The sequence below is a fragment of the Streptomyces sp. NBC_01384 genome (assembly GCF_045040035.1).
In the GTDB taxonomy this organism is placed as follows: Bacteria; Actinomycetota; Actinomycetes; order Streptomycetales; family Streptomycetaceae; genus Streptomyces.
In genome coordinates, this window is record NZ_CP109559.1 from 1,217,495 (window position 1) to 1,231,472 (window position 13,978).

Consider the following 13,978-nt stretch of genomic DNA (forward strand, 5'->3'; position numbering starts at 1 on the left):
CGAAGCTAGCGCCGATGCGCTAGCACCCGCAAGAGGCGACTCGCCCGACCCAGGACCTCGGGGGGATACCGGGCGTGGGTGGATCACACTACGCTCAGCCGGGACAAGGGAGTCAGGACGTCCATCACCTAGGAGGCGGCCTTGTCCACACCTGCTACGGAACACACCGTCGGGCGAAGGGACGCCGACGGTATCGCCGCCCGCGCCCGCGGCCTGACGAAGGCGTACGGAACCGGGGAGACGGCCGTCCTCGCCCTCGACTCGGTCGATGTGAACATCGCCCGTGGTCGCTTCACCGCGGTCATGGGCCCCTCGGGCTCGGGGAAGTCGACGTTGATGCACTGCCTCGCGGGGCTCGACACCGTTTCGGCCGGACAGGTTTGGCTCGGAGACACCGAGATCACGGGGCTGAAGGACCGCGAGCTGACCCGGCTGCGCCGGGACCGGATCGGATTCATGTTCCAGTCGTTCAATCTGATCCCGACGCTGAACGCGGCCGAGAACATCACCTTGCCCATGGACATCGCGGGCCAGAAACCCGACCCGAAGTGGCTGGACCAGGTCATCGACACGCTCGGGCTGCGCGACCGGCTGCGGCACCGGCCCGCACAGCTCTCCGGCGGGCAGCAGCAACGCGTCGCCTGTGCGCGGGCACTGGCCTCCCGTCCTGAGTTGATCTTCGCGGACGAGCCGACCGGCAACCTCGACTCCCGTGCGGGGCTCGAAGTCCTCGGCTTCCTGCGCGAGGCGGTCGACGAACTGGGCCAGACCGTCGTCATGGTCACCCACGATCCGGGCGCGGCCACCCACTCCGACCTGGTGCTCTTCCTCGGGGACGGGCGGATCGTGGACGAGATGGAGCGGCCGACCGCCGAGGCGGTACTCGAACGGATGAAGCGATTCGACACGATCCGGGTGACCTTCGACGGCGCGGACGGCCCCGGTGACGCGGCCGACGCGACCGACGACGCGATCCTCGACACCCTCGACCAGAACTGAGGCGGCGACCGTGCTCAAGGCGACTCTGCGGAGCTTCCTCGCACACAAGGGACGGCTACTCCTCTCAGCGCTGGCCGTCGTGCTGTCCGTGGCGTTCGTCGCGGGCAGCCTGATCTTCTCGGACACGGTCACCCGTACCTTCGACCGGCTCTTCGCCTCCACCGCGGCCGATGTGACCGTGTCACCCAAGAACGATCTCAACTCGCGGGTTCAGACCGGTGCCACCGAGACACTGCCCGCCGCACTCGCGGGCCGCCTGGCGAAGGTCGACGGCGTCGCGGCCACCCATGTGGACGCGGCGGTCGAGAACGCCACGGTCGTCGACAGCGCGAACAAGTCGGTCGGGCCGACGACGGGTGCTCCCACCATCGTCACCAACTGGCAGGCCACCAAACGCAGTCCGGTGAAGCTGACCTCCGGCCATGAGCCGAAGGGTGACAACGAGGCGCTCCTGGACGCCGACACCGCCAAGAAGAAGCACGTCCGTATCGGCGACACCCTGTCGGTGCAGGCGCAGCCCGGCACGTTCGAGGTGAGGATCGTCGGCATCGCCACCTTCACCACCACCAACCCCGGCGCCGCGCTCGTGTACCTCGACACCCCGACCGCGCAGACAAGACTGCTGGGCAGCGCCGACGCCGCCACGACCATCTCGGTGGACGCCGCACCCGGGGTCGACAACACCCTGCTCAAGCAGCGCGTCGCCGCCGTACTGGGCACAAAGACCTACAACGTGAAGACGGCCGCCGAGCAGGCCAAGGACTCCGCCGCCCAGCTCGGCGGATTCCTGGACGTCATCAAGTACGTGATGCTCGGCTTCGCCGGAATCGCCGTACTGGTGGGCGTCTTCCTGATCGTCAACACCTTCTCGATGCTGATCGCCCAACGCACCCGTGAGCTGGGCCTGCTGCGCGCGCTCGGTGCCGACCGGCGGCAGGTGCGCCGGTCCGTGCTCACCGAGGCGCTGCTGCTCGGTCTGGTCGGCTCCACGCTCGGGCTCGCCGCGGGGATCGGGCTCGCCGTCGGGCTGATCCAGCTGATGACCGCGTTCGGGATGAACCTCAAGTCCACCGAGATGGTGATCGGCTGGGCGACCCCCGTCGTGTCGTACGTCGTCGGGGTCGGCGTCACCTTCGTGGCGGCGTATCTCCCCGCCCGGCGCGCGGCCGGCGTCTCCCCGATGGCGGCCCTCTCGGACGCCGAAGCCGCCGGAGTGGGACGGCCGTTGCGGGTGCGCGCCGTCGTGGGGTCGGTCGTGGGCGTGGCGGGTGCCGCGGCGCTCGCCGGGTGTGCCGCGGCGTCGAAGACCTCGACGGCCGCCTCGCTGCTCGGACTCGGGGTCGTGCTGAGCCTCGTCGCGACGGTGATCGCGGGTCCGCTGCTGGTGCGGCCGGTGATCCGGGTCCTGGGCGGCGCCTTCCCCGCCCTGTTCGGCCCGGTCGGCCGGATGAGCCAGCGCAACGCGCTGCGCAATCCGCGGCGCACGGGCGCCACCGCGGCCGCCCTGATGGTGGGCCTCGCCCTGGTCGGCGGGATGTCCGTGGCGAGCGCGTCCATGAGCAAGTCCTTCGATCAGCAGATCGACAAGACCCTCGGTGCCGACTTCGTGATCCAGAACAGCAACTTCGTGCCGTTCTCCCCGGAGGTCACCGACAAGGTGCGCGGCACCGAAGGCGCCGGGCTCGTCGTCCGTCAGCGGTTCACGCCGGTCGCGGTGCGGCTGCCGGACGGCAAGCGGATCGAGACGACCGCCTCGGGTTACGATCCGCGGCTCGACGACGTCGCCCACATCACGTACGCGCAAGGGGACACCGCGGCGGCGCTCGGCGACGGGCACCTCGCCATGGACGTGAAGTTCGCCCGACAGCACGGCGTGCGCGCCGGCAGCACGATCCCCGTCGAATTTCCGGCCGGCCGGAAGACCGAGCTGACGGTGGCGGCGCTCACCGACCAGGAGACCGGCGGCGGGTTCGGCATGCAGGGCGGCCTGTTCTTCGGCTTCGGCACCATCGAGAAGTACGTGCCCGGCGGGCAGGACTCCTCGCTGTATGTGAACGCGGCCCCCGGCACGAGCCCCGACCAGCTGCGCTCGCGTCTGGAGCGGACCCTCAAGCCGTATCCACAGGTGCAGGTCCGCGACCAGGCCGACTACAAGAAGCTGGTGCACGATCAGATCGCGGTGCTGCTCTACCTCGTGTACGCGCTGCTCGGGCTCGCGATCGTCATCGCGGTGCTGGGCGTGGTCAACACCCTCGCCCTGTCGGTCGTCGAGCGCACCCGCGAGATCGGACTGCTGCGCGCCATCGGGCTCGCCCGCCGTCAACTGCGCAGGATGATCCGTCTGGAGTCGGTGGTGATCGCCGTGTTCGGCGCCGTCCTCGGCCTCGCGCTCGGGCTGGTCTGGGGCGTCTGTGTGCAGCGAGTACTGGCACTCCAGGGCATGAAGGCGCTCGCCATCCCCTGGACCACCATCGTGGCGGTGGTGGTGGGTTCGGCGGTCGTGGGCATCGTGGCGGCGCTGCTGCCCGCGTTGCGTGCCTCGCGCATGAACGTACTGGCGGCGATCGCACACGAGTGATGCACTCGCCGCATCGTGGAATTCCCTGCCGCCGTCCGGACCGCGTGATAGGGATCGGCGCATGACTGACCTGCGCATACGGGCCGCGACGCCCGAGGACCTCGACACCGTACTGGCCTTCTGGAAGGTGGCCGCCGAGGGCACCAGCATCAGTGACGACCGGGACGGCGTGGAGCGGCTGGTCGCCCGCGATCCCGAGGCCCTGATCCTGGCCGAACTCGGCGGGGAGCTGGTGGGCACGGTGATCGCGGGCTTCGACGGCTGGCGGTGCCATCTGTACCGGCTCGCGGTGCATCCCGAGCGGCGGCGGCTCGGCATCGGCTCGGCGCTGCTCGCCGCCGCCGAGGAACGCTTCGTGCGGCTCGGAGGGCGGCGCGGGGACGCGATGGTGCTGCAGCGCAACGAGACCGGGCAGCATGCGTGGCGGGCCGCCGGGTATGCGCCGGAGGAGCAGTGGCGCCGCTGGGTGAAGCCGCTCACCGACTAGCGTTCACCGCCGAAGAAGGCCCTTTACCGATCCTTTACCATGGGAGGATCACTCGGTCCTCTCATGAAAGGTGTGAGCGTCCGCCCATGGGCGTGCCTCCTCGTACCCGATATCGCGCGATCACCCCGTCCCTGGCCGACCATGGGACGGAGGTGACCCGATGACCGAAGTGCTCCTCCTCCTGGTGGCGGTGCTGCTCTCGCTGGCCTGTGGCGCCTTCGTCGCGGCGGAGTTCTCGCTGACCACGGTGGAGCGCAGTGAGCTGGAGCGCGCGGTCGAACGCGGCGAGCGCGGCGCGTCGGGCGCCCTCAAGGCCGTACGGAATCTGACGTTCCAGCTCTCCGGCGCCCAGCTCGGCATCACGGTCACCAACCTGGTCGTCGGCATGCTCTCCGAGTCCTCGATCGCCAAGCTGATCGCCGGCCCCCTGGAGTCGATCGGTGTCTCGCCCTCCGCGTCGAACTCGGTGGCGCTGGTCATCGGTACGGCCCTGTCGACGGTCTTCCTGATGGTCGTCGGCGAGCTCGTGCCCAAGAACTGGGCGATCTCCTCGCCGCTCGCCGTGGCCAAGCGGGTGGCGACGCCGCAGCGCTGGTTCAGCTCCGCGTTCCGTCCGTTCATCACACATCTCAACAACACCGCGAACGGTGTCGTACGCCGTTTCGGCCTCGAACCCGCCGAGGAGCTGGCCTCCGCGCGCGGACCCCAGGAACTGGTGGCCCTCGCCCGGCACTCCGCCAAGAAGGGCGCCCTGGAGGCGGACACGGCCGAGCTGTTCGTCCGCACGCTCAATCTCGCCGACCTGACCGCGGAGAACGTGATGACCCCGCGTGTCCAGGTCATCGCACTGGACGTCCAGGCGACCTGCGCGGACGTGGCGAACGCGACGCGGGCGACGGGTCTGTCCCGCTTCCCCGTCTACCGCGGCAACCTCGACTCGGTCGTCGGTGTCGCGCACATCAAGGACGTGGTGGCCGTGTCCGCCGAGCGCCGGCACCGCACCTCCGTCTCCCAGGTCATGCGCGAACCCCTGTTCGTACCGGAGTCACTGACCGTCGACCGGCTGCTCGACCGGCTGTCCGGCGGGCGCACCGTGGCCGTGGTCATCGACGAGTACGGCGGTACGGCCGGGGTCGCCACCCTGGAGGACATCGTCGAGGAGGTCGTCGGCGAGGTCCGCGACGAGCACGACCCGCACGAGACGCCCGACCTGGCCCCGGCCGGCACGGACGAGGAGGGGCGGGCGCTGTACTCGGCCGACGGGTCCGCCCGCACCGACCAGCTGGCCCGCGTCGGACTGCGGGTGCCCGAGGGACCGTACGAGACGCTGGCCGGTTTCCTCGCGACCGAGCTCGGCCGCATTCCCGCCGTCGGGGACACCGTCGAGGTCGCCGGGTGGCGGCTCGACGTGGTCGACGCCTCGGGACGGCGGGCCGCGCGGGTGCTGCTGCACGCGCCGCGTGACGGGGAGCAGTCGCACAACGAGGGGAAGGGGGCGCGATGACCGCCGTACAACTGCTGATCGGCCTCGCGACGCTGGTCGTGAACGCCTTCTTCGTGGGCGGCGAATTCGCACTGATCTCGGTGCGCCGCAGCCAGATCGAACCGCACGCCGAGGAGGGCGACCGGCGGGCGCGCAGTGTGCTGTGGGGTCTGGAGCACGTGTCGGCGCTGCTGGCGGCCGCGCAGCTGGGCATCACCCTGTGCACGCTGGTGCTCGGTATCGTGGCCGAGCCCGCGATCGCGCACCTGCTGGAGCCGGTGTTCCACGCGGTGGGCGTCTCGCAGGGCGCGGGGCACGCGATCTCGTTCGTGATCGCGCTCACTCTGGCGACGTATCTGCACATGCTGCTCGGCGAGATGGTGCCGAAGAACATCGCGCTCGCGGAGCCGGTGCGCACCGCGCTGCTGCTCGGCCCGCCGCTGGTAGGACTCTCGCGTGCGCTGCGCCCGGTCATCTTCACGGTCAACGCCTTCGCGAACGGGCTGCTGAAGCTGCTGCGGGTAGAGACGAAGGGCGAGGTCTCCGCGACCTTCTCCGACGACGAACTGGCCCGGCTGGTCAAGGACTCCGGCGAGGCGGGGCTCATCGACGACCGCGCCCGGGAGCGGCTGCACGACGTGCTGGAACTCGGCCGCCGCCCCGTGCGCGATGTCGTCCTGCCGTTGGAACGCTTGGTCTACGCGCACGTGGGCGTAACTCCGGAGGAGTTGGAGCGGCTGTCCGCCGAGTCCGGCTTCTCGCGCTTCCCCGTCGTGGACGACGGGCGCCGCATCGTCGGCTATCTGCACGTCAAGGACGCGCTGGACGCGATGCCGCGCGACGTGCCGTTCCAGGTGCAGGACATCCGGCCCATCGCCCGTGTCCGGGAGAGCACCCCGCTGGACGACGTGCTCACGGCGATGCGGCGCAGTCGTACGCATCTCGCGGCGGTGATGGGCAGCGACGGACGCCTGGCCGGGCTGGTGACGATGGAGGACGTACTGAGGGAGCTGTTCGGGCAGACGGTGTGACGCACCGGGGTCGGTGATGGCGATTCGATGCAATGCGGATGCGATGCGATGCAACGCGATGCGATGCGAGTGGAGCGTCGGCCTCGGTGAGGGTCGGTGGCCCAACCGACCGGCGAGCGCGCGTGCGGGTTACCATCTTGTCCGCCATGCAGACGAATGCCACCTACACCAGTCTTGTCGCGGTCGGCGACTCCTTCACCGAGGGCATGTCGGACGTGTTGCCCGACGGCTCCTACCGCGGCTGGGCCGATGTGCTCGCCGGGCGGATGGCCGCGCGGACGCCCGGTTTCCGGTACGCCAACCTCGCGGTGCGCGGCAAGCTCATCGGGCAGATCGTCGAGGAGCAGGTGGACGTGGCGGTCGCGATGCGGCCGGACGTGATCACGCTGGTGGGCGGGCTGAACGACACGTTGCGGCCCAAGGTCGACATGGGACGCGTCCGCGGGCTCCTGGAGGAGGCCGTGGAACGGCTCGCGCCCGCCTGCGAGCGGCTGGTCATGATGCGCAGCCCGGGGCGCAACGGTCCGGTGCTGGAGCGGTTCCGGCCGCGCATGGAGGAGCTCTTCGCCGTCGTCGACGACCTCGCGAAGCGGCACGGCGCGCTGGTGGTCGACCTCTACGGGGCGCCCTCGCTCGCCGACCCCCGGATGTGGGACGTGGACCGGCTGCACCTGACGGCCGAAGGGCACCGCCGAGTCGCGGAGGCCGTCTGGCAGACCCTCGGGTACGAGCCGAAGGACACGGACTGGCATACGCCGATGCCGCCCACGGCGCCACCCGGCTGGGTCGCCCGCCGCACCGCCGACGCCCGCTTCGCCAAGCAGCACCTACTGCCCTGGATCGGACGGCGGCTGACGGGACGCTCCTCGGGGGACGGCCGAACAGGCGCCCACTTTAGCGCTGAGCTGGGCAAAGCCTTCTGGGTCACCCCTGCGGACCACACAAACCCCGGCCCTGTGACGGACTGGCGACGGGTGGAGCCCTAACCCGGAACCCCGCCAGGCTGCCGTGCCCCGATTAAACACGGGGCGCCGCCCCCTGCCATCGCCCGCTGTTGTTGTTGCGGGACGTCATGGGTGAGCTCAGACCACTTGCCCGGGAGAAGAGCCTCCAGTCCTGACCGAGACGCATCGCGACGCGCAGACCGAGGCCATGAAAGTCGAGTCTCTGCGCCTCGCCGGCCTCGAAGCCTTCCTGCCGCCCGTGGCTGGGATTTTCCGTTCAGGAGTGCAGCTTCCCTGACGACGAACAGGACCCTAGACAAGTCCCACCGTCCCAGGTCAAAGGCACTCCTCGCTTACTTGATCAAGCCTCGGACACTCACACTCGCGAAAGCGCGAGGCTAACGGACCAAGCGACACTCTGTGAGGCATTCGTCACGTACCGCACAGAAGGTTGCCACCCCCATGCCCGACCACTCCCCCACGGCCTACGACGTCACCCTCTGCGTCGAGAACCTCCGCATCGCCCTCGCCCTGCACGACATCACGCTGCCCTCCCTCCGCGCGTACCTGCCGAGCTTCGCCGGCACGTACGCACCCGCCGGTCTCATCGCGCTCGGAAACTGCAACACAGCCACGGCCCACGCACTGGCCATCGCGCTCCGCAAGGTGGCGGAGCGATGACCTTCGAACTCAGCCTGCTGGCCACGCCCAAAGCCGTACCCGACGAGGGCTGAGCCCTTCGGGCAGCTGAGCAGAAACATGCCGCCGGGGTGGCCGGAACATCGCGTTCCAGCGACCCCGGCGGCTTTCTGTTGCGCCACCACCTTCGTGCGCTCGACTTCGAAGTTCGCCTCTGCGTGACGGAGTTACTGACGAACGTGATCGACCACCTCGGCGAGGGCACACTCGTAACCGTCCGCGTCACCGGAACGGACCTCGGTCACACCCGCATCGAGGTAACCGACCCGGACCCACGCGCGCTGCCCACTCTCCTGGCCGCCTCCGAAACGGCCGAGTCCGGCTGCGGCCTGACGCTGGTCGACGTACTCGCCCAGCGTTGGGGCGTCGATCAGGGAGCGGACCGCAAGACGGTCTGGTGCGAGCTGGCCGCACCAGGGCGGTAGTCGGTCACGCAGAACGAGAGAGTTGCTCGCGCACCCGTGCGGGATCGGGATTGACGTGTGGCCGACCGGCCACGACGACCATTTGTGATCGCCCATCGCGCCCCGCCAGCCGTCCCCACACAGAGAAATCCCACAGGAACGCCTGTACGAGCACTTCTGTGTATGTACAGTGATGCCGCGCACCGGCGGAGCCTGACCACTCCGTATGCGCACATCAGTCAGCGACCGGGGGAACGCCGTCGCTCACGGGGAGGGTTGCATCGCCATGCCGTCGCAGTGGCCAACCATGTGCGTAAGCCCATCCAGGGACCTGCACTTCTGAGTTCCCGTGAGAGCCCTTGAAATCCACTGCTCTGCGGAGCATCGGCCGGCCATCCGGCGCATACACGTTCTAAAGAAGAAAGTGATGCTCCGTTGCCTTCCCGATCACGAAGATCCTTCATACCAACCGTTAGAAAGACAGGGCTGGTTGCCCGATTCCTCGTTCTGCTGACCGCAGTGGCGGTCGTCGTCGGCCTTGCTGTCCGGCCCGGCCTTGCAGGCCACACGGACCTGGACGACGCAAGCCTCGTGGGTGATTCCTACGACGGCTACGACACCAAAGCGGCTGAACAACTGCGCGGGGACCAGTGTCTGGCCGCTGACGCCCTCCGCAAGGGCGGACCGAACCTGTTCGCCCTCGCACAGAGCGCGATAGGGCTGCCGCCCGATCAGCTCCACCAGAAGCTCGACCGGGACCTCTCCAACAACAACACCCCCCTGCACCAGGCGTTCTACGCGGACGGCACCAACAGCGACCAGTGGGTCAAGGAGGTCGGCGACCAGGGGCAGGCCTGGACCAGCACGGTCAGCGGCCTGGACTCCTACCCTGGCGCACCGCAGGGAGCGAACAAGATCTTCGACCAGGTCGGGCTGCTTCCGTGGCTGTACCAGTCGCACTTCAAGTCGGTCGACCTGTTCTCCCCGTTCTACGAGACATCGCCCACCGCTGACGACAGCACGAAGGCTGCCGCGGTCGCGATCGGCGACCAGCTGTACACCACCGGGGGGACTCCGGAGGAGCAGCAGGCGTGGGCGCTGTGGAAGAAGAACTCCGGCAAAATCGAACCCAATCAGTTGTTCGTTCCCCGGGTGTTCGCCGATGACGCCCGTATCTTCCTGTCCTCGGGCGGTTTCCCGCGCACGGCCCCGGCTCCGGACAGCCCGGAGCTCCGTATCGCGGTCGAGGACCTGAAGTCCCGTTTCGCCGCATGCGCGTGGCACGATCCGATCGACCCGGACCGGGTTCTCGGCAAGGAGGTCGCGCAGGCGTCCGCCGAATGGCAGCAGGAGATCGCTTCCCAGGCCACGCAGCGACAGCAGATCCTCGCCGCCAACGTCACCGCCACGAAGGCGTTGCAGGACGGCACCTTCGCCCTGGGCAAGGTCCTGGGCCAGTCGTGGATCGCGGACTACTCCACCCGCTGGCTGGACCACTACACCGAGGGCGGCCTCGGCTGGATCGGTGACGCTCCGTTGGAGATCCAGGTGCCGGGCGCCGCCGGGAAGTGCCTTGAGGTCCAGGGAGCCGCCAAGACCAACGGCTCCCCGGTCCAGATCAACACCTGCAACAGCAGCAGCGCCCAGAAGTGGCAGCTGTGGGGTGTCTACGACGGCCACTACACCCTCCTGAACCTCAACGCGCAGAAATGCCTGGAGGTGCTGAACGGCGCCAACGCCAACGGCACGAAGATCCAGATCCGAGACTGCGGCAGCAGCAAGGCACAGCAGTGGACGTTCAACGTCCGCGCCGCGGGCGAGCTGCGCAACATCGCCACGGACAAGTGCCTGGACCTGGCCACGTTCGACAACGGCAAGGATGCCCTGCTCAACGCGTGCAACGGCTCCAACGCACAGAAGCTCCGCACCGTCCCCAATGGCCACACCGGCACCGCGCCGACGAAGGCCGACGTGGACAAGGCCAAGGCGAACGTCACGAACGCGCAGGCGGAGGCGAAGAAGCAGCTCGCCGCAGTCAAGGCGCAGCTCGCCGCCGCGCAGACAGCCGCGACCACCTCGGACACAGCCATTCAGGCCGCCTACGGCATCGCCGACACCAACGGCGCGCCCCGCGGCCGTGGTCTGCTGGTGGGCCAGCAGAAGGACCAGGTGACCAAGGGTTCGGTCGCCGCGCTGACGGCGATGGTGAAGGCCGCCGAGACGGCTGAGGCCGCCACCCGTGCCTCCGCCGGGGACAGCGCGACGATCACGCAGCGCGCGCTGGCGCAGGCGGCGCAGGTGCAGGCGGAGTTCAAGAAGAAGGCCGCCGAGACGTCCGAGTTGCAGGCCAAGGCGGCCGCCGACGCGGCGAAGCTCCACCGGGACAACGCCAAAAAGGACAAGGAGACCGCGGAGGCCAAGCTCGCCGACGCCCTGACAGCCGAGGGCGACGCCAAGGCTGCCGCCGCCGACGCCCACGCCAAGCGGCTCGCCGCCGAGGCCGAGGAGAAGACGGCCAAGGCGGAGAAGGAGAACGCCGCGGCCAAGCAGGCAGAAGCCGCCGAGCACAGGAAGAACGCCGAGTCCGAGGCCACGAAGGCGAAGGACGCCAAGGACAAGGCCGAGGCGGCGGAGTCGACCGCCGAGAGCAGACGCGACGACGCGGTCAAGGCGAGCGACCACGCCAAGGACATGCGGGACGACGCCTGGGACGCCGAACAGAAGGCGGACGCGGCCCGAGCCAAGGCCGACGCCAAGGACGCCTACGCCGACTCTCTCGACTCCGGGGAGGCCGCCGACGCCGCCCGCGCCGCCGCGAACGACGCGGACAAGGCTGCCGATGATGGCGAAGCCGCTGCCGGCAAGGCTCGTTCGGAAGCGGACACGGCGACGCAGGCGGCGGCCGACGCCGACGCCGCGGCCACCCGCGCCGAGGCAGCCGCCAAGCGCGCCCGCTCCGACGCCGACGCCGCCCAGGCGGACAAGCTGAAGGCGGACGCGGCGGTCCAGACCGCGACCAGTGCCGCCGCCGACGCCATCAAGGCCTCCCAGGACGCCGCCACCGAAGCCAGGACGGCGGTCAAGCTCGCCGACGAGGCCGAGCAACACGCCAAGGACGCCAGGTCCCAGGCGGACGCGGCGAACACCGAGGCCGGCAAGGCACTCGCGGCGTCGGCGAAAGCCGCCGGGTACGCGCATGTCACCGCCCAGGCCGCCGTGGACGCCGGCAAGGCCGCCGAACAGGTCGCCGACCCGGCCAACGACGCCATCCAGCTGGGCTCGGCCTACCTCGACACCGACTCCGCCGCCGGCCTGGTCGTCCTGACCGGACAGGCCTCCAAGTCCATCGCCGACCAGCAGCAGGCCGTCGCCGACGCCCACGCCAAGAACGCCCAGGCCGAGGCCCAGGCCGCCAAGAACATCGCCGACCAGGCCAAGGGCGACGCCAAGGAGGCCTACCAGCACGCCGCCAACGCCGCCCAGTACGCCGCCGACGCCCGCACCTACGCCCAGCAGGCCCTCGGTTACGCCGCCGACGCAGCCAAGGCCGCCGCGGCAGCCCAGGAATCTCTGGCCCGCACCATCGACTACGACAAACAGGCCGCCACCGACGCCGCCGCCGCCGACACCGCGGCCGGCAACGCCGAGGGCTACGCCAAGGACGCCCGCGACTCAGCCGACGCCGCCGAACTCGACGCCTCCGCGGCCCGCACCGCAGCCGCCCAGGCGACACAGGACGCCAAGGACGCCCGCGCGGCGGCCGACCGCGCCGACGCCGCCGCGAGCGAGGCCGAACAGGCGGCCAAGGACGCCGACAAATACGCAAAGGAAGCCCAGGTCACGGCCGACCGCACCGAACAGGAGGCAGCCAACAAGCAGGTCTCCACGGGTGCCGGTACCGGATCCGGCGGCGTCTTCTACGTCATCGACGAAGAGAAGTCGGAGATTCTCTCCGGGAAGCAGACCAAAAACTGCGCGCTCACCGTCCAAGGCTGCGACGTTGCATACAAGGTCAACGCCAAGCTGGTCGTCGACTTCTACCTGTGCACCGACGACAGCGCCCTCGCCACCGCTACTGGCTGCCCGAAAGCGGCGTGGCAGTGGCTCAGCCGGAAAACGGTGACGGCCGAGGACGTCGACTGGGAGCACCACTTCACCGCTGGTCAAATCACCCGCCTCGGCTGGCAGAACCTCTTCGGTGACACCCTCGGCAGCGTCCTGTACGAAGTGATCCTCGGCGACGCCATCAAGTGCTTCCACGGGTCGAAGACGGCGTGCGCCTGGACTGCTGCCATGTTCGTCCCACTCGAGAAGCCTCTGGCCGCGCTCGCCGACGCGGTCAAGGCAGTGGACGCCTCCCTGCGTACCGGCATTGGAGTCGCCGACGCACTGAAGGCGCTGCGCACGCTGGACGTCGATGCATCGGCGTTGGCGGGTATCGAGCGGTCGTCGGATCTCTTCGAGGAGTTGCGGACCGCCTGCCAGACCAATAGCTTCCCCGGCACCACCGAGGTGCTCATGGCGGACGGCTCACACCGGCCCATCAGCCAGGTGGGTGTGGGGGACCTCGTCAAAGCCATGGATCCGGCCACCGGCCAGTTGCGGACCCGGCAGGTCACCGACACTTTCAAGCACGACACCCAGCGGCTGTTGGACATCACCGTTGCCGACGGGGGGAGGCTGACCAGCACTGCCGGCCACAAGTTCTACGTGGTGGAGCGTGGGTGGACGCTGGTTTCCGATCTGCACGTCGGCGACCACCTGCGCACCCCGGACGGCTCCGTCCACCCGGTGACCGCCCTCCTCGACCGCTCGGGCCTGACTCGGCGTACGGTCTACGACCTCACGGTCGACGACCTGCACACGTTCTTCGTGCTGGCGGGTGCCACTCCGATCCTTGTCCACAACTGTAAGGTCGCGTTGGGGTGGCAGAGGGGTGGGAAGCTCGACGAGTGGGCCGGGCTGCCCGAGAACAAGTTCGCCACCTTCTCCAACGTGCCCCCGAGGGACTTCGCACGTATGGCGGAAATGGCCATCGCCGACCCGAGCGTGACGCTGCACATCAACATGACGGGACTGGCCGAAAAGGGAACCTTCATAGATGCTGCCCAGCGTGGCCTGAAGGGCGGGGAGGCCGGAGCTGCTGCCACGGACTACGAGATGTCCATGATCGCGAGGGCACTCGCCAATGGTCAGCGTCCGTGGAGTTCGATCAAGTTCTACTCCCCGTCGGGTCCAGATGGAGCCATGCGACTGGATCCCCTGACAGATATGCCGGATCTATCGGTGTTGAAGGGAGACCTTGCCCCCGTGAAGGGTTCGGTCATCGGTTACTGCCACTGCTGAGGAGTCG

Annotated in this window: 9 protein-coding genes; all 9 read left to right on the forward strand. The window is 69.2% G+C overall.

The features are described 5' to 3' along the window. Nucleotides 1–141 precede the first annotated feature (141 nt). The 9 genes from OG747_RS05315 (at nucleotide 142) to OG747_RS05355 (ending at nucleotide 13,971) form a co-directional block, all read left to right on the forward strand. Nucleotides 142–999, forward strand: a complete 858-nt coding sequence (locus OG747_RS05315) for an ABC transporter ATP-binding protein (protein ID WP_405878127.1) — start codon at nucleotides 142–144, stop codon at nucleotides 997–999. A 10-nt stretch (nucleotides 1,000–1,009) separates the two neighbouring features. Continuing rightward, nucleotides 1,010–3,577 carry an ABC transporter permease gene (locus tag OG747_RS05320; protein ID WP_405878128.1) on the forward strand — a complete coding sequence of 856 codons (2,568 nt, stop codon included), beginning with the start codon at nucleotides 1,010–1,012 and terminating at the stop codon, nucleotides 3,575–3,577. 61 nt (nucleotides 3,578–3,638) lie between these two features. Next, nucleotides 3,639–4,064, forward strand: a complete 426-nt coding sequence (locus tag OG747_RS05325) for a GNAT family N-acetyltransferase (RefSeq protein ID WP_405878129.1) — start codon at nucleotides 3,639–3,641, stop codon at nucleotides 4,062–4,064. Nucleotides 4,065–4,224: 160 nt separating this feature from the next. Continuing rightward, a complete protein-coding gene (locus tag OG747_RS05330; protein WP_405878130.1) occupies nucleotides 4,225–5,568 on the forward strand; it encodes a hemolysin family protein in 1,344 nt (447 codons plus the stop codon). Continuing rightward, nucleotides 5,565–6,578 (forward strand): hemolysin family protein, encoded by a 1,014-nt coding sequence (locus OG747_RS05335; RefSeq protein ID WP_405878131.1) that lies wholly within the window; start codon nucleotides 5,565–5,567, stop codon nucleotides 6,576–6,578. Before OG747_RS05330 ends, OG747_RS05335 begins: the two co-directional genes overlap by 4 nt. A 146-nt stretch (nucleotides 6,579–6,724) precedes the next feature. Next, nucleotides 6,725–7,564, forward strand: coding sequence for an SGNH/GDSL hydrolase family protein (locus OG747_RS05340; protein ID WP_405878132.1), 840 nt, complete (start codon nucleotides 6,725–6,727; stop codon nucleotides 7,562–7,564). 420 nt (nucleotides 7,565–7,984) lie between these two features. Beyond that, the gene (locus tag OG747_RS05345; protein WP_405878133.1) at nucleotides 7,985–8,203 is read left to right on the forward strand and encodes a hypothetical protein; all 219 of its coding nucleotides are present in this window, start codon (nucleotides 7,985–7,987) and stop codon (nucleotides 8,201–8,203) included. An 89-nt stretch (nucleotides 8,204–8,292) separates the two neighbouring features. Then, nucleotides 8,293–8,646, forward strand: a complete 354-nt coding sequence (locus OG747_RS05350; protein WP_405878134.1) for an ATP-binding protein — start codon at nucleotides 8,293–8,295, stop codon at nucleotides 8,644–8,646. A 570-nt stretch (nucleotides 8,647–9,216) separates the two neighbouring features. After that, the gene (locus OG747_RS05355) at nucleotides 9,217–13,971 is read left to right on the forward strand and encodes an RICIN domain-containing protein (protein ID WP_405878135.1); all 4,755 of its coding nucleotides are present in this window, start codon (nucleotides 9,217–9,219) and stop codon (nucleotides 13,969–13,971) included. Nucleotides 13,972–13,978 lie beyond the last annotated feature (7 nt).

Coding starts and splice junctions, on each gene's coding strand:
- OG747_RS05325 (WP_405878129.1), top strand. CDS start 3,639: ATGACTGACCTGCGCATACGGGCCGCGACGCCCGAGGACCTCGACACC.
- OG747_RS05330 (WP_405878130.1), top strand. CDS start 4,225: ATGACCGAAGTGCTCCTCCTCCTGGTGGCGGTGCTGCTCTCGCTGGCC.
- OG747_RS05335 (WP_405878131.1), top strand. CDS start 5,565: ATGACCGCCGTACAACTGCTGATCGGCCTCGCGACGCTGGTCGTGAAC.
- OG747_RS05340 (WP_405878132.1), top strand. CDS start 6,725: ATGCAGACGAATGCCACCTACACCAGTCTTGTCGCGGTCGGCGACTCC.
- OG747_RS05345 (WP_405878133.1), top strand. CDS start 7,985: ATGCCCGACCACTCCCCCACGGCCTACGACGTCACCCTCTGCGTCGAG.